Source organism: Streptomyces sp. NPDC014656, assembly GCF_043084305.1.
Taxonomy (GTDB): domain Bacteria; phylum Actinomycetota; class Actinomycetes; order Streptomycetales; family Streptomycetaceae; genus Streptomyces.
In genome coordinates this window covers 152,498-173,563 of record NZ_JBIBZN010000017.1, presented here as the reverse complement: position 1 = coordinate 173,563, position 21,066 = coordinate 152,498, and the positions used below count along the sequence as shown (strand labels likewise).

Here is a 21,066-nt window from a genome sequence, read left to right as displayed (position 1 = left end):
CGACCACGCGATACCGCTCGAATCGGTCGTTTTCACCACACAATCGGCGCTATCCCGTCCGCTCCCGCCGCCGCCTCTCGTTGAACTCGGCCACGTTCGCCCGGTGGGTCGCGCAGTCGGCGGCGAAGCGGGTGTCGCCGGGGGCGACCGTGACGAAGTAGAGCCAGTCGCCGGCGGGCGGGTGGAGGGCGCGGTCGACGGCCTCGTACACCTGGGCCGCGCGCAGGCCCTCCGGGACGAGCAGGGTGGGGGGCGCGGGCGGGGCGGGCCCGACGCGCGAGAGGAGCGGCAGGAGGGGGAGGGCGATCGCCACGGCGAGGGCGAGCAGGGCGCCGGCGAGGACGGCCCGCCTGCCCCGGCGGGTGAGTCGGGGGCGGCGGGGGGCGCGTACGGGGAAGGGGGCCGGTGCGGCACGGCCGCACCGCAACCCGGCGGGGCGGGGTTTCCCGGGACCCGGACACACGGCGGCGCCGCCGGTCCCCTGGGACGGGGAACCGACGGCGCCGGGAACTGCGAGCGTCAGACGAGCCAGCCCAGGAAGTGGAGGACGCCGGCGAGCAGATCGGTGATGACGTTCATGGTGGTGCTTCTCCTCGTACAGGTGTTTCGTGGGACAGCGCAGTCGCGGTCTGCAGCCCGTCACTTGCGCACCGTAATCATCCGACCCCGTACGGGAGTTGGGCAACGAATCCCGGAACGATCACACGTTCGTGGGAACAACCGCTCCCACGTTCGCCTGTTCGTCGCGGCGGACGAGGGCGGCGTACGCCCCGTCCCGGGCCATGAGCTCCTCGTGGGAACCGCTCTCCGTGATCCGGCCCGCGTCCAGCACGACGATCCGGTCGGCGTCGCGGACGGTCGAGAGGCGGTGCGCGATGGTGATCGTGGTGCGGCCCGCGGAGAGGGCGTCGATGGCCTGCTGCACGGCGTGCTCAGTGCGGGTGTCGAGGGCGCTGGTCGCCTCGTCGAGGATGAGCACCGGCGGGTCGCGCAGGATCGTGCGGGCGATGGCCAGGCGCTGCTTCTCGCCGCCGGAGAAGCGGTAGCCGCGCTCGCCGACCAGGGTGTCGTAGCCGTCGGGCAGCGAGGCGATGTGGTCGTGGATCTGGGCGGCCCGGGCGGCGGCCTCGATCTCCGCGTCGGTGGCGTCCGGCTTCGCGAAGCGCAGGTTGTCGGCGACGGAGGCGTGGAAGAGGTACGTCTCCTGGGAGACGACGCCGATCGCGCCGGCGAGGGTGTCGAAGCCGAGGTCGCGGACGTCGACCCCGTCCAGCGTGACCCGGCCGGCGGTCACGTCGTAGAGCCGGGGCACGAGGTAGCTGAGCGTGGACTTCCCGGAGCCGGTGGGGCCGACGACGGCGAGACTGCCGCCGGCGGGCACCGTGAGGTCGATGCCGTCGAGGGTGGGGCGGTCCGCGCCCTCGGGGTCGTAGTGGAAGCGGACCTTCTCGAAGCCGATCTCGCCGCGGACGGGGCCGATGCGGACGGGCTCCTCGGGCTCGGTGATGTCCACCGGGAGGTCGAGGTACTCGAAGATGCGCTGGAAGAGCGCGAGCGAGGTCTGCATCTGGACGCCGGTGGAGAGCAGGCTCACGGTGGGCCGGAAGAGGCCCTGCTGGAGCGAGACGAAGGCGACCAGGGTGCCGAGGGAGATCGCGGCGCCGCCGGCCTGCACGGCGAGGCCCGCCGCCCAGTAGAGCAGGGCGGGCATGGCGGCCATCACGATGCCGATGACGGACATCCGCCAGCGTCCGGCCATGGAGGAGCGCACTTCGAGGTCGACGAGGCGCTCGGACTCCCGGGCGAAGGACTCGGTCAGCGAGTCGGCGCGGCCCATGGTGCGGCCGAGCAGGATGCCGCTGACGGAGAGCGACTCGGTGACGGTCGCCGCCATGGCGGCCATCTGCTTCTGGCGCTGGGTGGTGATCCGCTTGCGCTCGCCGCCGACCCGCCGGCTGATCCAGACGAAGACGGGGAGCAGGAGGAGGGAGAAGAGGGTGAGGCGCCAGTCGAGGGCGAGCATGGCGACCACGGTCGCGACGACGGCGGTCAGGTTGGAGACCAGGGATGTGGCCGTGGAGGTCACGGTGGCCTGCATGCCGCCGATGTCGTTGGCGATCCGGGACTGGACCTCGCCGGTCCTGGTCCGGGTGAAGAAGGCCAGCGGCATCCGCTGGAGCCGGCCGTAGACGGCGGTGCGCAGGTCGTGCATGACGCGCTGGCCCACCGTGGTGGAGATCAGGGTCTGGAGCACGCCGAAGACGCCGGTCAGGACGGCGGTGACGATCATGCCGAGGGCGAGCAGGCTGAGCAGCCCGGTGCGCCCCTGGGGGATCGCGGTGTCGAGGATCTCCTTGAGGAGGAACGGGGTGGCGACCGAGACCAGCGAGGCGGCGGCGACCAGCAGGCCGACGAGCGCGAGGCGGGCGCGGTAGGGACGGAAGAGGCCGAGGATCCGCCGCAGCTGGGCGGGCTCCTTCGGCTGCGCGGGATCGCGCGGCGGAGGTGTCCAGGTGGACTCGTCGTGGGGGCGCATGGGCTCCTTCGAGGGTGCGAGACAGAGGGCGAGCACATCCCAGGATGCACATCGGACTGTAGCTCACTCTTACCTATGTTCACAATGAACGAGGTCCTGATATTGTTCCCCTCATGGACACCCCCGCCGTGAGCGCCCCCGACCCCGACGGGCTCCTCGCCGAACAGCTGCTGCGGCTCACCCGCCGGCTCCACCGCATCCAGAAGCGCCACCTGGAGCCGGTCGGCATCACCCCCGCGCAGTCCCGGCTGCTGCGCCTGGTCGCGCACTTCGGCGACGCCCCGCCCCGGATGGCCGACCTCGCCGCCCGCCTGGAGGTCGTCCCGCGCGCCGTGACCAGCCTCGTCGACGGGCTGGAGGCGGCCGGCCGGGTGCGCCGGGCGCCCGATCCGACCAACCGCCGGGTGGTGCGGATCGAGCTCACCGACGAGGGGCGCGCCACGCTGCGGGAGCTGCGCAGCGCGCGCCGGGAGGCCGCAGAGGACATCCTGGCTCCATTGACCGTCGAACAGCGCGAGGTGCTCGGAGGCCTGCTGACCGCCCTGGCCGGGCCCGTCCCGGAGAGCGGCTGCTGACGCCGGCGCCCGCGCCGAGGGGAGCCGTGCCATGCCGCTGCTGGAACCGAACCCGCGGGCCCTCAGCCCGGGCCGGAAGCGGACCCCGGCTCCCGACCGGGTCCCGGACCTCCAGGCGCGCGGCACCCCGCGGCGGCTGCGGGAGGACCTGGCGGCGCTGATCGGCCCCGAGAAGGTCCTCTCGGACGTCTCCGACCTGGTGCGGTACGCCTCCGACGCGAGCCCCTACCGCTTCCTGCCGCAGGTGGTGGTGGTCGCCGAGGACGTCGACGACGTCTCGGCCGTGCTGTCCTACGCGCACGGCAAGGGCCGCGAAGTGGTCTTCCGGGCCGCCGGCACCAGTCTCAACGGGCAGGCGCAGGGCGAGGACATCCTCGTCGACGTCCGCCGCCACTGGGTGGGCGTGGAGGTCCTGGACGACGGCGCCCGGGCCCGGATCCGCCCCGGCACCACCGTCGTCCGCGCCAACGCGGCCCTCGCGCCCCACGGACGGGTGCTCGGCCCCGACCCCGCCAGCGCGGTCGCCTGCACGATCGGCGGGGTCGTCGCCAACAACGCCTCCGGGATGACCGCCGGCACCACCCGGAACTCGTACCGGACGGTCTCCTCGCTCACCTTCGTGCTGCCGGGCGGCACCGTCGTCGACACCGCCGACCCGGCCGCCGACGAGGAGCTGGCCCGCGCCGAGCCCCGCCTGTGCGCGGGGCTGCTCGCGCTCAAGGCCGAGATCGAGGCCGACGCGGAGCTCACGGCCCGGATCCGCGCCAAGTACCAGATCAAGAACACCAACGGCTACCGCCTCGACGCCTTCCTCGACGGCACCACCCCGGTGGAGATCCTGCGGGGCCTGATGGTCGGCTCCGAGGGCACCCTCGGCTTCCTCTCCGAGGTCGTCTTCGACACCCTGCCGCTCGACCGGCTGGTCTCCACCGCCCTGCTCTTCTTCCCCGGCCTGCCCGCCGCCGCGGCCGCCGTGCCCCGCTTCAACGAGGCCGGGGCGCGCGCCGTCGAGCTGATGGACGGCAACACCCTGCGCGCCTCGGTGCGGGTGCCCGGCGTCCCGGCCGACTGGGCGGAACTGCCCAAGGACACCACGGCGCTCCTCGTCGAGTTCCGGGCCCCGGACGAGCCGGCCCTGGCCGCGTACGAGCGGGCGGCCGGCGAGGTCCTGGCCGGGCTCGGCCTGGTCACCCCGGTGCCCTCCGCCGTCAACGCCTTCACCCGTGACGCCCGCGCCATCGGCGGCTACTGGAAGGCCCGCAAGGCCTTCGTGACGGCCGTCGGCGGCTCCCGCCCGCCGGGCACGACCCTGATCACCGAGGACTTCGCGGTGCCCCCGGCCCGGCTCGCCGAGGCCTGCGCCGAACTGCTCGACCTCCAGGCCCGGCACGGCTTCGACGCGGCCGTCGCCGGTCACGCCGCCCACGGCAACCTGCACTTCCTGCTCTCCTTCGACGCCGCCGACCCCTCGGACGTCGAGCGGTACGCCTCCTTCATGGCCGACTTCTGCAAGCTCACCGTCGAACGCTTCGACGGCTCCCTGAAGGCGGAGCACGCCACCGGCCGCAACATCGCCCCCTTCCTGGAGCTGGAATGGGGCCCCAAGGCGACCGAACTCATGTGGCGCACCAAGGAGCTCATCGACCCCGACGGGATCCTCGCCCCCCGGATCGTCCTCGACCGGGACCCCCAGGCCCATCTGCGCGGCCTGAAGACCATCCCGTCCGTGGAGCGGATCGCCGACCCGTGCATCGAGTGCGGCTTCTGCGAACCGACCTGCCCCAGCCACGACCTGACGACCACACCGCGCCAGCGGATCGTGCTGCGCCGCGAGATGCTGCGCCAGGCCGACGGCTCCCCCGTCGAGCAGCGGCTCCTGGAGGCGTACGGCTACGACGCCGTGGACACCTGCGCCGGCGACTCCACCTGCAAGCTGGCCTGCCCCGTCGGCATCGACACCGGCGCCCTGATGAAGGACTTCCGGCACGCGCGGCACTCCCCGCGCGAGGAGCGGATCGCCGCCCTCGCCGCGAAGCACTTCCGTGCCGTCGAGGCCTCGGCCCGGCTCGCGGTGGGCGCGGCCGACCGGATGGGCGACGGCCTCCTGGAGCGGGTGACCGGCCTCGCCCGCAGGGCCGTCCGGCCCGACCTCGTACCGGAGTGGCTGCCGGAGATCCCCGGAGCGGCGCCCCGGCGGCTGCCCCGCACCCACCGCCCGGCGGCCGCCGCCGTCTACTACCCGGCCTGCGTCAACCGCATCTTCGGCAATCCGGACGGGACCCCCGGCCCCTCCCTCCCGGAGGCCGTCGTCGCCGTCTCGGCCCGGGCGGGGCGGCCCGTGTGGATCCCCGAGGACGTTGCCGGTACGTGCTGCGCCACCATCTGGCACTCCAAGGGGTACGAGGCGGGCAACGAGGTGATGGCCAACCGGATCGTGGAGGCCGCCTGGGGCTGGACGGCGGGCGGCCGGCTGCCGCTCGTGGTCGACGCCTCCTCCTGCACCCTCGGCATCGCCCACGAGGTGGTCCCCCACCTCACCGAGGACAACCGCGCCCTGCACGCCGAACTGACCGTGGTGGACTCCCTGGTGTGGGCAGCGGACGAACTCCTCCCCCGCCTGGAGGCCCGCCGGACGGTGGGCTCGGCCGTCGTCCACCCCACCTGCTCGATGCGGCACCTCGGCGTCACCGAGCGGCTCACCGCGGTCGCCGGGTTCTGCGCCGAGGAGGTCGTCGTGCCGGTCGACGCGGGCTGCTGCGCCTTCGCCGGCGACCGGGGCATGCTCCACCCCGAGCTGACGGCCTCGGCGACGGCCCGCGAGGCCGCCGAGGTCACCGCCCGCCCCTTCGACGCGCACCTCTCGGCCAACCGGATGTGCGAGATCGGCATGGACCGCGCCACCGGCCGGAGTTACCGCTCGGCGCTGCTCGCCCTGGAGCACGCGACCCGCCCCTGACACCGCGCCGGCGGATCCGGGACAGGACCCCTCACCCCCGACGGTGAGGGGTCCTTCCCATGTTCGATTACCGGCCGTTCGGTGCCGCGCACCGGTGGAAGATCCGAAACAGTAAAGTCCAACGACCCGCCGCAGGAGTCCAAACAGGCATCCTTGCGCGCTCCGGTCACAGGGGCCAGGGTCCTGTGCGGGATTCATGAACCAGCCGCGCGGACAGCCTCTGGAGGTTCCATGAACGAGCAGTCACCCCACGACCCGAGCCGGCGATCGGTCCTCAGGACCACCGCCGGAGCGGCCGGCGCGGGCCTCGGCCTCGGCGCCCTCGCCGGTGGCACCGCCCACGCCGCCGAACCGGCCGCGGCCCCCGCCGGGGCCACCGCGCCCCGGCGCCAGGGGGCGACCATGGCCGGCGTCGCCTTCGAGCGCCGCTCCACCGTCCGGGTCGGCATCATCGGCCTCGGCAACCGGGGCGGCTCCATGATCGACAACTTCCTGGTCCTCCCCGGCGTGCGCGTCGTCGCCGTCTGCGACCCGGTGCGCGCCAAGACCGAACGGGCCGCCGCGAAGGTCGTCGCCGCCGGGCAGCCGGCCCCCGCCGTCTACACCAACGGCGAGAACGACTACGAGAAGCTCTGCGCCCGCTCCGACCTCGACTTCGTCTACGTGGCCACGCCGTGGGAGCTGCACTTCCCGATGGCCCGGGCGGCGATGCTGAACGGCAAGCACGTCGGCGTCGAGTGTCCGGTCGCCATGGAGCTCCCCCACCTGTGGGAGCTGGTCGACCTCTCCGAGCGGACCCGCCGCCACTGCATGCAGCTGGAGAACTGCTGCTACGGGCGGAACGAGCTGCGGGTCCTGCGGATGGCGCACGCCGGCAAGTTCGGGCAGCTGCTGCACGGCGCCGGGGCGTACAACCACGACCTGCGCGGCCTGATGTTCTCGCCGACGTACTACGAGGGGCCCTGGCGGCGGCGCTGGCACACCCGGCTGCGCGGCGACCTCTACCCCAACCACGGCTTCGGCCCGGTCGCCAACTACATGGACCTCAACCGGGGCGACCGCGCGGTCAGCATCAGCAGCTTCGGCACCCCGGCGCTCGGACTCGCCGAGTACCGCGCCGCCCACGTGCCGGCGGGCGACCCCAGCTGGAGGGAGTCGTACATCGGGAGCGACCGGACCATCAGCCTGGTGCAGACGGCGAAGGGACGGGTCATCCGGCTCGAACACGACGTGTCCACGCCGCACCCCTACAGCAGGATCAACAGCCTGGGCGGGACGAAGGGCGTCTTCGAGGACTACCCGGCCCGGATCTACGTCGAGCCGGACCACACGAACGACCAGTGGGCCGACTTCTCCGCCTACGCGGAGGAGTTCGACCACTGGCTGTGGAAGGAGCACGCCAACCCTCCGGGCGGGCACGGCGGCATGGACTACATCATGGTCTTCCGGCTGATGCAGTGCATGCGGCTCGGGCTCGTGCCCGACTTCGACGTGTACGACGCGGCGACGTGGACGGCCCCGGTGCCGCTGAGCCACGCCTCGATCAAGGCGAAGGGGGCGCCGCAGGAGATCCCCGACTTCACGCGCGGCGCGTGGCGCGAGGCCCGCTCGGGGATGGACTCGCCCCGGCCCGCCTGACGCGGCCCCGCCCGGCGCGACGGCAGGGGTGACGGGGGCTCCGGGGCAGGGGTGGCGGGCGGGCCCCGGCGGGGCCGCGCCAGGCGGGCGACGGGCCCCGGGAACCGAAAAATCCGTTGCCGCGGGGACCGGCGGAGGGTGAACCTGGCACGGACCCCGCACCCCGGGGTCCGTACCCACGGGGTCCCTCGCCGGGACCCCCGCCGACGCGCGCCCGCGTGCGCCGGCCCACCCCCCGTCCGCCCCCGAGCACCCCTGGGGACGTCATGCAGATCCATCAACTCCCGTACGACGATCCGGGGGTGCCCGACGTCCGCTCCGGCACCCGGTTCCTGATCTGGCTGGGGCGCATGCAGCTCGGCGGACAGGTGCGGTCCCTGCTGTGGGGATTGGTGCTCCAGCTGTCCATCGCCGGACTGCCGGTCGGCGTCGGCCTCGCCGTGCAGGCCGTCATCGACCGCGACGGCGGGCGGCTCGCCCTCGGCTGCGGCGTCGTCGCGGCGCTCGGCCTCGGCATCGCCGTCGGGGACACGATGCTGCACCGCACCGCCGTCACCAACTGGATCACCGCCGCCGCGCGGGTGCAGCAGCTCCTCGCCCGCAGGACCGCCGAGCTCGGCTCGCTGCTGACCCGGCGGGTCGCGGCCGGAGAGGTCGTCGCCGTCTCGACGGGCGACGTCGAGAAGATCGGATGGTTCGTGGAGGCGTTCTCGCGCTTCGCCGCCGCCGTCCTCACCCTCCTGGCCGTCTGCGTCGGGCTCGTCGTGTACGAACCGGCGCTCGGCCTCGTCGTCGCGGTGGGCGTCCCCGCGCTCGCCCTCGCCGCGCTGCCCCTGCTGCCGCGCGCGACCCGCCGGGCCGACGAGCAGCGCGAGAAGGCCGGCAAGGCCACCGAACTCGCCTCCGACACGGTCGCCGGGCTGCGCGTGCTGCGCGGCATCGGCGGCGAGGAGCTCTTCCTCGGCCGCTACCGGGCCGCCTCGCAGGAGGTCCGCCGGGCGGCCGTGCGCAGCGCCCGCATGTGGGCCCTGATCGCCGCCGTCCAGGTGCTGCTGCCGGGCCTGCTGCTCATCGCCGTGGTGGCGTACGGGGCCGGGCTCGCGCTCGACGGCACGATCACGGTCGGCGCGCTGGTCACCGTCTACGGCGCGGTGGCGCTCACCCACCATCCGCTGCGGAACGTGGAGGAGATCGCGATGGCGTACGCCTTCTCGCGGCCCTCCGCGAAGCGCGCGGCGCGGGTGCTGGCGCTGAGCCGGGTCACCGAGCCGGCCGGCGGGACCCGGGCCCCCGAGGCGGCCGGTGACCTGTACGACCCGGTCACCGGGCTCATCGCCCCCGCCGGGCTGCTCACCGCCGTCGTGTGCGGCGACCCGGACGCGGCCGGCCTGCTGGCGGACCGGCTCGGCGGCCACCCGGCCGAGCCGGGCGACGACCACGTCTCCGTACGCCTCGGCGGGGTCCCGCTCGACGAGCTGTCGCTGGACGCCGCCCGGACGGCCGTCCTCGTCCAGGACAAGGAGCCGGTGCTGCTCTCCGGCACCCTCCACGAGCTGCTCGACGTGCCCGCCTCCGGCGCGGTCCGCCCCGGGGACGCGCTCGCCGCCGCCCAGTGCGACGACGTGCTCGACGCCCTCGCGCAGGCGTCGGTGGACGCCGACGGCGACCCGATGCGGACCCGGATCACCGAGCGGGGCCGCTCGCTCTCCGGCGGCCAGCGTCAGCGCCTCGCCCTCGCCCGGTCCCTGGTGGCCGACCCGGAGGTGCTCGTCCTCGACGAGCCGACCTCGGCGGTCGACTCGCACACCGAGGCCCGGGTCGCGGCGGGCGTCCGCAAGCTGCGCGCGGGGGCGACCACCGTGGTGCTGGCCTCGTCGCCGCTGGTCCTGGACCTGGCGGACCGGGTGGTCCTGATCGACGGGGGCCGGGCCGTCGCCCACGGCACCCACCGCGAGCTCCTCGCGGAGGAGCCGCGCTACCGGGCGGTCGTCACCCGGGAGACGGAGGACGAGCTCGCCGCGACGCCGGCGGCCGGACTCGAAGCACTGGAAGGGGAAACCGCATGATCGGCCTGGCGCCGCCCGCGTACGACCCGGCGGCCCCGACGACCGCCACCACCCTGCCCGTCGCCGCCGGCGCGACCGTCCGGGCCTACGTCCGCGAGCTGCTGCGCCGGCACCGCACGGCCTTCGCGCTGCTGGTCGCCGTGAACGCGGTCGCCGTGACCGCCTCCATGGCGGGCCCCTACGTGCTCGGCCAGGTGGTGGACCGGCTCGCCGAGGGCGCCCGGGAGCTCCACCTGGGGAGCGCGGTCACGCTGTTCGCCGTCGCGCTCGTGGTGCAGACGGTCTTCGTGCGGCTCGTCCGGCTGCGCGGGGCGATGCTCGGCGAGGAGATGCTGGCCGACCTGCGGGAGGACTTCCTGGTCCGCGCCGTCGGCCTGCCGCCGGGCGTCCTGGAGCGGGCCGGCACCGGCGACCTGCTCTCCCGGATCACCACCGACGTGGACCGGCTGGCCAACGCGATGCGCGAGGCGGTGCCGCAGCTGGTGATCGGCGTGGTGTGGGCCGGGCTGCTGATCGGCGGGCTCGCCTTCACGGCGCCGCCGCTCGCCCTGGCCGTGGTGATCGCCGCGCCGCTGCTGATCGCCGGCTGCCGCTGGTACTTCAGGCGGGCGCCCGCCGCCTACCGCTCGGAGGCGGCCGGGTACGCGGCGGTGGCCGCCGCGCTGGCCGAGACGGTCGACGCGGGCCGCACGGTCGAGGCGCACCGCCTGGGCGCGCGCCGGATCGCCCTCTCCGACCGGCGGATCCGGGAATGGACCCGCTGGGAGCGGTACACCCTCTACCTGCGGGCGACGCTCTTCCCGGTCGTCAACCTGACGCACACGGCGGTGCTGTGCGGAGTGCTCGCCATCGGCGGCGTCTGCGTCTTCCGGGGCTGGATGGACGTCGGGCAGCTGACGACCGGCGCGCTGCTCGCGCAGATGCTGGTCGACCCGATCGGGATCGTGCTGCGCTGGTACGACGAGCTCCAGGTCGCGCAGGTGTCACTGGCCCGGCTGGTGGGCGTGCGGGACATCGAGCCGGAGCCCGGCGACCGGTCGGTGGAGCCCGAGGGCCGCTCGGTGGAGGCGGCCGACGTGCGCTTCGGCTACCGGGAGGGCGCGGACGTGCTGCACGGCGTGTCGCTCGCGGTGGCGCCCGGCACCCGGCTGGCCCTGGTCGGCCCGTCCGGCGCGGGCAAGTCGACGCTGGGCCGGCTCCTCGCGGGCATCTACGGCCCGCGCGCCGGCGCGGTCACGCTCGGCGGGGCCGAGCTGGCGCGGATGCCGGCCGAGCGGGTCCGCGAGCAGGTGGCGCTCGTCAACCAGGAGCACCACGTCTTCGTCGGCACCCTCCGCGACAACCTGCTGCTGGCCCGCCCGGAGGCCGGGGACCCGGAGCTGTGGACGGCGCTGGGCGCGGTGGACGCGGACGGCTGGGCGCGCGGGCTCGACGCGGGCCTGGACACCGAGGTCGGCTCGGGCGGCAGGACGCTGACCCCGGCGCAGGCGCAGCAGATCGCGCTGGCCCGGCTGGTCCTGGCCGATCCGCACACGCTGGTCCTGGACGAGGCGACCTCGCTGCTCGACCCGCGCGCGGCCCGTCATCTGGAGCGCTCGCTCGGGCGGGTCCTGGACGGGCGGACGGTGGTGGCGATCGCCCACCGCCTGCACACCGCGCACGACGCCGACCTGATCGCGGTGGTCGAGAACGGCCGGATCAGCGAGCTGGGCAGCCACCACGAGCTGGTCGCGGCGGACGGCGCGTACGCGGCGCTGTGGCGGTCCTGGCACGGCTAGGCCGCGGGGAGGGGATGCGGGGAGGGGCCGCGCCGGACGTCCGGCGCGGCCCCTCCCCGTGTCCGTACGGCCGGAGGGAACCGGCTAGAAGAAGCCGAGCGCCGAGGCTCCGCCCACTCCGCCGAGGACCATGAAGGCCGGCATGAGGACCTTCAGCTCGACCCAGCTGCCGGCCCGGAAGCGCATGCCCTTGGGCGGGCCGATCGGGTACCAGCGCTTGCGGCCGATGGGGATCGGCCACAGGATCGGGCAGCCGGAGACGGTGAGCGCGTCGCCGATGTCGTGGACGAGGGCGCCGAGGACGATCGGCAGGCCCAGCCACAGGTACTCCTGGCCGGGTCCGGTGAAGAGCCAGTCCGAGCCGTTGCCCGGCTGGTCGAGGACCCCGGCGAGGATCCAGGCGCTCGTCGCGCCGAGCAGCCACACCAGGACGTCGCTGGACATCCGGGCGGCCCGCCACAGCAGGCCCTCGACGGCGAGGACGAGGTGGACGAAGAGGATCGCGAGGACCGCCCAGCGTCCCCCGGTGACGGCCGCGACCGAGCAGCCGCCGCCGATGAGCACCGCCCACAGCCAGGTGTGGGTGAGGGTGCGGTGGCCGCCGGAGCGGCGCGGGTCCTGGGGGCTGCGGGTCGCCTTGTAGACGGCGTACGACAGCTTGTCGACGATCTCGCACAGGCCCCGGGAGACGGGGCCGAAGGCGCGCGAGATGGTGGCCGACTTGTGGTCCAGGTCGGGGGCGAGGGCCGCGCCCGCGCACAGCAGCGCGCCGACCAGCAGCACCGGCCAGGGCATCGGGTGGTCGAAGGCGGCCGCGGCGGCTCCCACGCCCAGCCAGGCCGCCGCTCCGGACAGCGAGTGCGCCGGTCCCATCATGGTCGGTGTCGCCCCGTTTCTCCCCTGCCGGCGCCGAGTTGACGACCGGTCGACGGGGCAGCCTATCGGGAGTGATCTTCGCGTTCGACAGCCGGTTCCCTCATCCGGGCGGAATGCAGGCAAGATGGGGACGTGACCCTTATCGATCAGCTGCCGCCGACCGCCGACCCCGACGCCCTCTTCGAGGCCTTCTCCTCCTGGGCCGAGGAGCGCGGCATCTCGCTCTACCCGGCACAGGAGGAGGCGCTGATCGAGGTCGTCTCGGGGGCGAACGTCATCCTGTCGACCCCCACCGGGTCCGGGAAGTCGCTGGTGGCGGCCGGTGCGCACTTCACCGCGCTCGCGAACGACCAGGTCACCTTCTACACGGCGCCGATCAAGGCGCTGGTGTCGGAGAAGTTCTTCGACCTGTGCAAGATCTTCGGCACGGAGAACGTCGGCATGCTGACCGGCGACGCCTCCGTGAACGCGGACGCGCCGGTCATCTGCTGCACGGCCGAGGTGCTGGCCTCGATCGCGCTGCGCGACGGCAAGGACGCCGACATCGGCCAGGTCGTCATGGACGAGTTCCACTTCTACGCCGAGGCGGACCGGGGGTGGGCCTGGCAGATCCCCCTGCTCGAACTCCCCCAGGCGCAGTTCGTCCTCATGTCGGCGACGCTCGGCGACGTGTCGATGTTCGAGAAGGACCTGACCCGGCGCACCGGCCGGCCGACCTCGGTGGTCCGTTCGGCGACCCGGCCGGTGCCGCTCTCGTACGAGTACCGGCTCACGCCCATCACCGACACCCTGACCGAGCTCCTGGAGACCAAGCAGGCGCCCGTCTACATCGTGCACTTCACGCAGGCGCAGGCCGTCGAGCGCGCCCAGTCGCTGATGAGCATCAACATGTGCACGCGCGAGGAGAAGGACCGGATCGCCGAGCTGATCGGCAACTTCCGCTTCACCACCAAGTTCGGCCAGAACCTCTCCCGCTACGTCCGCCACGGCATCGGCGTGCACCACGCCGGCATGCTGCCGAAGTACCGGCGGCTCGTCGAGAAGCTCGCCCAGGCGGGCCTGCTCAAGGTGATCTGCGGGACGGACACCCTCGGCGTCGGCGTGAACGTGCCCATCCGCACGGTGCTCTTCACCGCCCTCACCAAGTACGACGGCAACCGGGTGCGCACGCTGCGCGCCCGCGAGTTCCACCAGATCGCCGGCCGGGCCGGCCGGGCCGGCTTCGACACCGCCGGCTTCGTGGTGGCACAGGCCCCCGAGCACGTCATCGAGAACGAGAAGGCGCTCGCGAAGGCCGGCGACGACCCGAAGAAGCGCCGCAAGGTCGTCCGCAAGAAGGCCCCCGAGGGCTTCGTCGCCTGGAGCGACACCACCTTCGAGAAGCTGCAGACCGCCGAGCCGGAGCCGCTGACCTCCCGCTTCAAGGTCACCAACATCATGCTGCTCTCGGTGATCGCCCGCCCGGGGAACGCCTTCGAGGCGATGCGCAAGCTCCTGGAGGACAACCACGAGCCGCGCAAGGCGCAGCTGCGGCACATCCGCCGGGCCATCGCGATCTACCGCTCGCTGCTCGACGGCGGCGTGGTGGAGCAGCTGGACACCCCGGACGCCGAGGGCCGCACCATCCGGCTGACCGTCGACCTCCAGCAGGACTTCGCGCTGAACCAGCCGCTGTCGACCTTCGCGCTGGCCGCCTTCGACCTGCTCGACCCGGAGTCCCCCTCGTACGCCCTCGACATGGTCTCGGTCGTCGAGTCGACGCTCGACGACCCGCGCCAGATCCTCGCCGCCATGCAGAACAAGGCGCGCGGCGAGGCCGTCGGGCGGATGAAGGCGGACGGCGTCGAGTACGAGGAGCGGATGGAGCGGCTCCAGGACGTCTCCTACCCGAAGCCGCTGGAGGAGCTGCTCTGGCACGCGTACAACGTCTACCGGAAGTCGCACCCGTGGGTCGGCGACCACCCGGTGTCCCCGAAGTCCGTCATCCGTGACATGTACGAACGGGCCATGACCTTCACGGAGTTCACCTCCCACTACGAGCTGGCCCGGACCGAGGGCATCGTGCTGCGCTACCTGGCGAGCGCGTACAAGGCGCTCGACCACACCATCCCGGACGACCTCAAGACGGACGACCTGGAGGACCTGATCGCCTGGCTCGGCGAGATGGTCCGCCAGGTGGACTCCTCGCTGCTCGACGAGTGGGAGCAGCTGGCCAACCCGGAGGTCCAGACCGCCGAGGAGGCGCAGGAGAAGGCCGACCAGGTCAAGCCGGTCACGGCCAACGCGCGCGCCTTCCGCGTCCTGGTGCGCAACGCGATGTTCCGGCGGGTGGAGCTGGCGGCGCTCGACAAGGTCGGCGAGCTGGGCGAGATGGACGCCGAGTCCGGCTGGGACGCGGACGCGTGGGGCGAGGCGATGGACGCGTACTGGGACGAGTACGACGACCTGGGCACCGGCCCGGACGCGCGCGGCCCGAAGCTGCTCGCGATCGAGGAGGACGCGGCGCACGGCCTGTGGCGCGTCCGGCAGACCTTCGCCGACCCGAACGGCGACCACGACTGGGGCATCGGCGCGGAGGTGGACCTGGCGGCCTCCGACGAGGAGGGCCGGGCGGTCGTCCGCGTGACCTCGGTCGGACAGCTGTAGACCCTTCCCGAGGAGGAAGCTCGTGACCAATCCCGCCGAGAGGCTCGTGGACCTGCTCGACCTGGAGCGGATCGAGGTCAACATCTTCCGCGGGCGCAGCCCGCAGGAGTCGCTGCAACGGGTCTTCGGCGGTCAGGTCGCCGGGCAGGCCCTGGTGGCGGCCGGGCGGACCGTGGACGCGGACCGGCCGGTGCACTCGCTGCACGCCTACTTCCTGCGCCCGGGCCGGCCGGGCGTGCCGATCGTCTACCAGGTGGAGCGGGTGCGGGACGGGCGGTCGTTCACGACCCGCCGGGTCACGGCCGTGCAGGAGGGCCGGACGATCTTCAACCTGACGGCCTCCTTCCACCTGCCGGAGGAGGCGGGCTTCGAGCACCAGCTGCCGCCGAGGCACCTGGTGGACCCGGAGAGCCTGCCGAGGCTGGCGGACGAGGTCCGCGACCACCTCGGCGGGCTGCCGGAGTCGATGGAGCGGATGGCGCGGCGCATGCCCTTCGACATCCGCTACGTCGACCGGCTCCGCTGGACGAAGGACGAGGTCAAGGACGCGGACCCGCGCAGCGCGGTGTGGATGCGGGCGGTCGGGCCGCTGGGCGACGACCCGCTGGTGCACACCTGCGCGGTGACGTACGCCTCCGACATGACCCTCCTCGACGCGGTGCGGATCCCCGTCGAGCCCCTCTGGGGCCCGCGGGGCTTCGACATGGCGTCCCTGGACCACGCGATGTGGTTCCACCGCCCCTTCCGGGCCGACGAGTGGTTCCTGTACGAGCAGGAGTCCCCGGTCGCGACCGGCGGCCGGGGACTGGCCCGGGGCCGGATCTACGACCGGGAGGGCCGGATGCTCGTCTCGGTGGTCCAGGAGGGCCTGTTCCGCTCCCTGTCCTGACCGGCCGCGTCACTCGTACTCGGTGCCGCCCTTGCGGGTCAGGTAGGCCGGGCTGACCGCCTTGGCGACGGCCCGGCCGCCGGTGACCGGGCTGTACCGCTCGACGGCCGGCCGCACGACCACGCCCTCCCGCAGGTGCGCGGAGCGCCCGGAGACCGTCTCGGTGCCGCTCGCGTGCGCGAGGACCGTGTCCAGGTCGTACGGGCCCTCGTACAGCCGGGGCACGAGGGGGACCTCGCCCGGCTCCAGGACCTCGGCCGGGTCCAGCCAGCGGACCTGTCCGTCGATCTCGGCGGACACGTCGAACAGCGCGTAGCCGACGGCCTCGCGGCGGGCGTCGGCGCCGTACGCCAGGTCCTGGACGCCGGAGCCGTACACCTCTCCGAAGAAGCCGACCCTGGTCGCCCCCAGCCGGGCGGCGAGCCGCTCGGCGACGGCGGGCAGGCCGTGCGCGTGGACGGCCCGCCAGTACAGGTTGCGCGGGTCCTCCTGGAGGGCGAGGCCCTTGGCGCCGAAGCCCTTCGAGGACACGTACGTCCGTCCCTCCCCGGCGACGTGCGTCAGCAGGCAGGCCGTGCCGTGGATCTTCTCGGTCAGGACGACCGCCTCGCCGGGCTCGAAGACGCCGGGGTAGCGGTGCAGGTTCTCGATGTCGACCCACGGCAGCAGCTCGGGAGCCGCCTCCACGTCCCCGCTCATGGTCGGCGGCACCGGCGGCACCCACTTGGTGATCCCGAGCGCCTCCGCGAAGTCGGTCCCCTCGGCGGCGGCCTTCTCCAGGTCCACCCCGTCGAGCGCGCCCGGCCGGCAGACGATCCCCTGCGACAGCTCCCCGCGCAGTCGCACCGCCTTCACCCGGTCCGACGCCTTCCCGGCCAGCCGCCCGGTCAGCCCCAGCTCGGCGACGAGCCCGGCGGGCAGCACCGCCTGCTCCGGGATGTACACGGCGGTGTCGCCGGTCCGGTAGGCGCCCTTGGCGACGACGGCCCGGTAGAGCCCGACCTGCGCCAGTTCGAGGGCGTCGGCGTTCGGGTGGGGATGGACGGTGAGGACTTCGGCGGTGACGCGCAGGGTGGACATGGTTCAGGACTCCGTTGGTCGGGCTCGCTCGGGTTTCGCTCGCATCGGGCCCACCCTGACGGTCCGCGAAACCCCTCGCCCACCGGTTTTGCCGCTGGTATCGTCGCGATCTTCGCCGGGCGCCGCCCCGGACGGAGTCCCGTCAGGACCACCCCGTGGCCTCTCCCGCACTGACCGCCGCCCTCCACCGCGTCGACGCCGTCTTCGGCGGCATGACGGCTCCCGCCGACGGATGCGCCTCCTGCTACGGGGAGGAGCAGCTGGCGCTGCTGGCGGTGCCGGGCGCGCCGCTGGGCGACGGCCTGCTCGGCCCGTTCTTCCACGAGGTGCCCGGCCACTTCCCCGACCATCCGGCGGTGGTCCGGCGGCTGCTGCCGGAGGTCTTCGCCCGTATCGCCGCCGGGCGGGCGGACGGGATGGGATACCTGCCCACCGGGCTCGGCCGGGTCGCCTGGCGGGAGTGGCCGGCCGAGCAGGCGGCCGCGATCGCGGGCTTCCTCGACGCGTGGTGGCGGGAAACGCTCGCCGATCCGGCACCGCCGCAGGGCGTGAACGCGGTGTGGGAGCTGTCCGTGGACTTCCACCAGGCGGTCGCCCCGCTGCTCGACGTGTGGGCCGCCGCGCCCCCGGGCGGCGTCGAGGACCGGCACCTGGCGGACTTCGCGGACCGCTGGACCGATGACCTGCTCCGGGACCACGTCATCGGCTGGCCGGCGGACGAGTCGCTCCTCGACGAACTCCGCGCCTGGCTCGTCGAGCACGCCCCGGCCCGCCTCGCCGGCCACCCCGACCCCCTGCTCGCCCGCAAGGTCGCGCTGCTGGCGCTCGGGGAGGAGGAGCGGTGGCCGGCGTACTCCGCGCTCGTCGACGCGGCCGGCTAGGCCGCTTCTTCCGGATCATCTCCCGGAGCACCGGCGAACCAGGAGCGGCCCTGGGCCCAGTGGGTCACCCATCCGGTGAAACCAGGCGTACCCGGCATCGAGGAGGTGCCGAAGGGTATCGCACCGTACTCGTCGATCAGCCAGACGTGCCCGCGCCGCGGGCCGGTGACGACCAGGTGCCAGTACATGCCGCAGCCGTCGGTGCCCAGCAACAGGGAGCCGTGGTCGAACGCGGCGTCCGTCCGGGCTTCGAGCTCCTGCTCCGACAGCGCCTCCTCGTCCTCCTCGCCCTCCTCGTCGTTCTCCCACATCCACGTCGTCGTGAGGGGAAACGGCTCGGCAAGCAGGCGCTCGGGGCGATCGGAGCCCCAGTCCGAGGGCGTTTGCGCGAAGGGCAGCAGACCGTAGTAGGGCGGCCCGGCCCGCAGGCCGTCGCAGACCTCCGCCACGAACGTGCGGTACGGCTCCGGCAGCACGATGCCGTGCTCCGCCTCGAAGGACCGCACCGCCTCCCAGCCGGCCGGCGGCGCCGCTTCGGAACGGGGCGCGAAGATCTCGCGGAGGGCAGCCAGCTCAGCCGGGTCGCAGGATTCCGTGTTCATGCCGGTCATCATGCAAGATCCGAAAAGAGGCAGCCTAGCCGTCCAGGCCCGGCAGGGTGTCCTGCTCCACCTCGTGGCGGCGGGCGCGGATGTCGGGCGCCGGGGGGTGGAGCTTGGCGTCGCAGGTGGGGCCGAGACCGGTGCGGCGGGAGCCGGCACCGGTGAGGGGACGGCCGCAGAGACGGCAGCGGACGAGACGCCGCGACGCGCCGGGGGCGGAATCGACCGCGATTGCCAGAGGTTCTTCACTCATGTTGTCATCACAGCCTAGTCTCGACGAGGAGCTCCCCCATGAGTCTGTACGACATCCCGCTGAAGAACCTGGCCGGTGAGCCGGTCTCCCTGGCCGATTACCGGGACAAGGCCGTGCTGGTCGTGAACGTGGCGTCCAAGTGCGGGCTCACCCCTCAGTACGAGGGGCTGGAGCGGCTGCAGAAGGCGTACGGGGAGCGGGGGCTCACCGTGGTCGGCGTGCCGTGCAACCAGTTCCTGGGGCAGGAGCCGGGCACGGCCGAGGAGATCCAGAGCTTCTGCTCGACGACGTACGGCGTCACCTTCCCGCTCCTGGAGAAGGCCGAGGTCAACGGTGACGGCCGTCACCCCCTGTACACCGAGCTGACGCGGGTCCCCGACGCCGACGGCGAGGCCGGTGACGTGCAGTGGAACTTCGAGAAGTTCCTGATCTCCGCCGACGGCACCGTGACCCGCTTCCGTCCGCGCACCGAGCCGGAGGCCGCCGAGGTCGTCGCGGCCATCGAGGCGCTGCTCGGCTGAGCCCCGAGCGGGTGCGGCGCCGGGCGGCTGCCCGGCGCCGACCCTGGGGTATGATCATCGGGTTCCGCACACGGCAACCGAAGGAGGTGGGTTCGATCCGCACCACGCAGGCAGGAAGCTCCCCCTCGGCGGCCGTCCCTCCGGTCCGGTCGTAGCGGCCGCGGGAGCCTCCTCACGGCTTCCCGGAAGGTCTCTCATGTCGCTCGACCCCTCTGCCTCCCTCCGCTCCACCGTCTCCCGGCTCCGCGCCGCCGGCTGCGTCTTCGCCGAGGACGAGGCGGAACTCCTCTTCTCCGCCGCCCGTGACGCCGCCGGGCTCGATGTGCTCGTCGAGCGGCGGGCCGCCGGATTCCCGTTGGAACACGTCGTCGGCTGGGCCGAGTTCGGCGGGCTGCGGATCGCCGTCGACGCCGGCGTCTTCGTGCCCCGGCGGCGCACCGAGTTCCTCGTCGAGCGGGCCGTGGCGCTGGCCTCGCCCGGCGCGCTCTGCGTCGACCTGTGCTGCGGCTCCGGCGCGGCCGGCGCGGTGCTGCTGTCGGCCGTCCCCGGCGCGCGCGTCCACGCCGCGGACATCGAGCCCGCGGCCGTCCGCTGCGCCCGCCGGAACGTCGAGCCGCGCGGCGGCCGCGTCCACGAGGGCGACCTCTTCGCGCCGCTGCCGGACGAGCTGCGCGGGCGCGTCGAGATCCTGGTGGCCAACGTGCCGTACGTACCGACCGGGGAGGTCGGGCTGCTGCCGCCCGAGGCGCGCGAGCACGAGCCGCTCGTCGCGCTCGACGGCGGCGCCGACGGCCTCGACGTGCTGCGCCGGGTGGCCGCAGAGGCACCCGCCTGGCTGGCGCCGGGCGGGCGGCTCTTCGTCGAGACCAGCGAGCGGCAGACCGGCGCCGCGGCCGACGCCGTCGCCGCGCACGGGCTGACGCCCCGGTTCGAGACCTGCGAGGAGCGGTACGCGACCGTCCTGGTCGCGACCCGGTCCTAGGCGGTTCAGCGGCCGAAGGTGTCGATGCCCTCGACCAGCCAGGTCCCGTCGCGCCGCACGACGTCCACGGCGAACATCGCGCCCGCGTAGACCCCCTGGTCCTGGGCCTGGGCCTTCGGCTGCCGCTTGCCCGCCTTCGGCTTCGCGGGGCCGGCCGTGCTCACGCTGCTCTGGTCCGCGTAGACCAGCACGCGGGCGCGGTCGCCGTCGATCCGCTCGACCGCGCTGTCGGTGACGGTCGTCGTGATCACCGACTTCTGCGCGGCGGCCTGCGCCAGCACCCCGGCGAAGAGCGTCCGGTGCTGCTCGACGGCCTTGCCGGTGAGGAAGGTCTTCCCGGCCCGTTCGAAGGCGGCGGCGTCCGTGTGGTCGTAGGAGAAGAGGGCGGCGACCGCCACGGCCGTCTGTCCCTTGATCTCGCTGGTGCGGGCCGGGTCCGTGAGGGCCGTGTTCGCGCGCGCCGGGTCGTCGCGCAGTTCGCCCGTCCTGCTCTGCGCCCACCCGGCGAAGCCGCCGAGCAGGAGGGTCAGGACGCACAGGACGAGGAGGGGGACGCGGTGGCGCGGCCGGGACGCCGCCTCCTCCCCGCGCCCGTGCTCCTTGTCCCGCGGCCCCCGCTCCTCCCGTACGGGCTTCGCCGCCGTTCGCCGTCGCGGCGCCGGCGCGGGCTCGGTCAGGAGGCCGACAGGGGCCTGGGGTTCGGCGGCCGGCTGCTCGGCGCGGGCCTGGCGGCGGCGCTCGCGGTTGAGGTGGTGGCGGGGCGTCGGCATGGTGCGGTGTCCTTTCG

Annotated in this window: 16 protein-coding genes and 1 pseudogene; 10 read left to right on the top strand and 7 right to left on the bottom strand. The window is 73.8% G+C overall.

Annotation, left to right across the window (positions count from 1 at the left end; all coding sequences use genetic code 11):
• Positions 1-49: 49 nt before the first annotated feature.
• Both ACF1ED_RS31365 and ACF1ED_RS31360 read right to left on the bottom strand, forming a co-directional pair.
• A pseudogene (locus ACF1ED_RS31365) lies at positions 50-205 on the bottom strand (aminodeoxychorismate lyase); the annotation flags it as partial.
• 495 nt (positions 206-700) lie between these two features.
• Positions 701-2,536: an ABC transporter ATP-binding protein gene (locus ACF1ED_RS31360; RefSeq protein WP_391766215.1), complete on the bottom strand. Its 1,836-nt coding sequence runs from the start codon at positions 2,534-2,536 to the stop codon at positions 701-703.
• Between the two features lie 113 nt (positions 2,537-2,649).
• Here ACF1ED_RS31360 and ACF1ED_RS31355 point away from each other — a divergent pair, with 113 nt between their 5' ends.
• The 5 genes from ACF1ED_RS31355 (at position 2,650) to ACF1ED_RS31335 (ending at position 11,549) form a co-directional block, all read left to right on the top strand.
• Positions 2,650-3,111, top strand: a complete 462-nt coding sequence (locus ACF1ED_RS31355) for a MarR family winged helix-turn-helix transcriptional regulator (RefSeq protein WP_391766213.1) — start codon at positions 2,650-2,652, stop codon at positions 3,109-3,111.
• Between the two features lie 31 nt (positions 3,112-3,142).
• Positions 3,143-6,067: an FAD-binding and (Fe-S)-binding domain-containing protein gene (locus ACF1ED_RS31350; RefSeq protein WP_391766211.1), complete on the top strand. Its 2,925-nt coding sequence runs from the start codon at positions 3,143-3,145 to the stop codon at positions 6,065-6,067.
• A gap of 231 nt (positions 6,068-6,298) precedes the next feature.
• Positions 6,299-7,705, top strand: a complete 1,407-nt coding sequence (locus tag ACF1ED_RS31345) for a Gfo/Idh/MocA family protein (protein WP_391766209.1) — start codon at positions 6,299-6,301, stop codon at positions 7,703-7,705.
• Between the two features lie 266 nt (positions 7,706-7,971).
• Positions 7,972-9,771 (top strand): ABC transporter transmembrane domain-containing protein, encoded by a 1,800-nt coding sequence (locus ACF1ED_RS31340; RefSeq protein WP_391766207.1) that lies wholly within the window; start codon positions 7,972-7,974, stop codon positions 9,769-9,771.
• Positions 9,768-11,549: an ABC transporter ATP-binding protein gene (locus ACF1ED_RS31335; RefSeq protein WP_391766205.1), complete on the top strand. Its 1,782-nt coding sequence runs from the start codon at positions 9,768-9,770 to the stop codon at positions 11,547-11,549. The genes ACF1ED_RS31340 and ACF1ED_RS31335 overlap by 4 nt, the downstream gene beginning before the upstream one ends.
• An 84-nt stretch (positions 11,550-11,633) precedes the next feature.
• Here ACF1ED_RS31335 and ACF1ED_RS31330 read toward each other — a convergent pair whose 3' ends face one another.
• Positions 11,634-12,425 (bottom strand): metal-dependent hydrolase, encoded by a 792-nt coding sequence (locus ACF1ED_RS31330; protein ID WP_391766203.1) that lies wholly within the window; start codon positions 12,423-12,425, stop codon positions 11,634-11,636.
• Between the two features lie 132 nt (positions 12,426-12,557).
• Between ACF1ED_RS31330 and ACF1ED_RS31325 the strand changes: the two genes are divergently transcribed.
• Positions 12,558-15,071, top strand: coding sequence for a DEAD/DEAH box helicase (locus ACF1ED_RS31325; protein ID WP_391766201.1), 2,514 nt, complete (start codon positions 12,558-12,560; stop codon positions 15,069-15,071).
• Positions 15,072-15,093: 22 nt separating this feature from the next.
• Entirely contained in the window at positions 15,094-15,960 is an 867-nt protein-coding gene (locus ACF1ED_RS31320) for an acyl-CoA thioesterase (protein ID WP_391766199.1), read from the top strand.
• 9 nt (positions 15,961-15,969) lie between these two features.
• Here the strand turns inward: ACF1ED_RS31320 and ACF1ED_RS31315 are convergent, their stop codons facing one another.
• Positions 15,970-17,040: an RNA ligase (ATP) gene (locus ACF1ED_RS31315; RefSeq protein ID WP_391766197.1), complete on the bottom strand. Its 1,071-nt coding sequence runs from the start codon at positions 17,038-17,040 to the stop codon at positions 15,970-15,972.
• Between the two features lie 155 nt (positions 17,041-17,195).
• Between ACF1ED_RS31315 and ACF1ED_RS31310 the strand changes: the two genes are divergently transcribed.
• Positions 17,196-17,921 (top strand): hypothetical protein, encoded by a 726-nt coding sequence (locus tag ACF1ED_RS31310; protein ID WP_391766195.1) that lies wholly within the window; start codon positions 17,196-17,198, stop codon positions 17,919-17,921.
• Here the strand turns inward: ACF1ED_RS31310 and ACF1ED_RS31305 are convergent.
• Together ACF1ED_RS31305 and ACF1ED_RS31300 are read right to left on the bottom strand one after the other, a co-directional pair.
• Positions 17,918-18,535: an SMI1/KNR4 family protein gene (locus tag ACF1ED_RS31305; protein ID WP_391766193.1), complete on the bottom strand. Its 618-nt coding sequence runs from the start codon at positions 18,533-18,535 to the stop codon at positions 17,918-17,920. The genes ACF1ED_RS31310 and ACF1ED_RS31305 overlap by 4 nt on opposite strands.
• Positions 18,536-18,557: 22 nt before the next feature.
• Complete coding sequence (locus tag ACF1ED_RS31300; protein WP_391766191.1) at positions 18,558-18,776, bottom strand: DUF6011 domain-containing protein; 219 nt, start codon at positions 18,774-18,776, stop codon at positions 18,558-18,560.
• 38 nt (positions 18,777-18,814) lie between these two features.
• On the opposite strand from ACF1ED_RS31300, the gene ACF1ED_RS31295 reads away from it, so the two are divergent.
• Together ACF1ED_RS31295 and ACF1ED_RS31290 are read left to right on the top strand one after the other, a co-directional pair.
• Positions 18,815-19,297, top strand: coding sequence for a glutathione peroxidase (locus ACF1ED_RS31295; protein WP_391766189.1), 483 nt, complete (start codon positions 18,815-18,817; stop codon positions 19,295-19,297).
• Positions 19,298-19,493: 196 nt separating this feature from the next.
• Positions 19,494-20,279: a putative protein N(5)-glutamine methyltransferase gene (locus tag ACF1ED_RS31290; RefSeq protein WP_391766187.1), complete on the top strand. Its 786-nt coding sequence runs from the start codon at positions 19,494-19,496 to the stop codon at positions 20,277-20,279.
• 5 nt (positions 20,280-20,284) lie between these two features.
• Here the strand turns inward: ACF1ED_RS31290 and ACF1ED_RS31285 are convergent, their stop codons facing one another.
• Positions 20,285-21,049 carry a hypothetical protein gene (locus ACF1ED_RS31285; protein WP_391766185.1) on the bottom strand — a complete coding sequence of 255 codons (765 nt, stop codon included), beginning with the start codon at positions 21,047-21,049 and terminating at the stop codon, positions 20,285-20,287.
• Between the last annotated feature and the right edge of the window lie 17 nt (positions 21,050-21,066).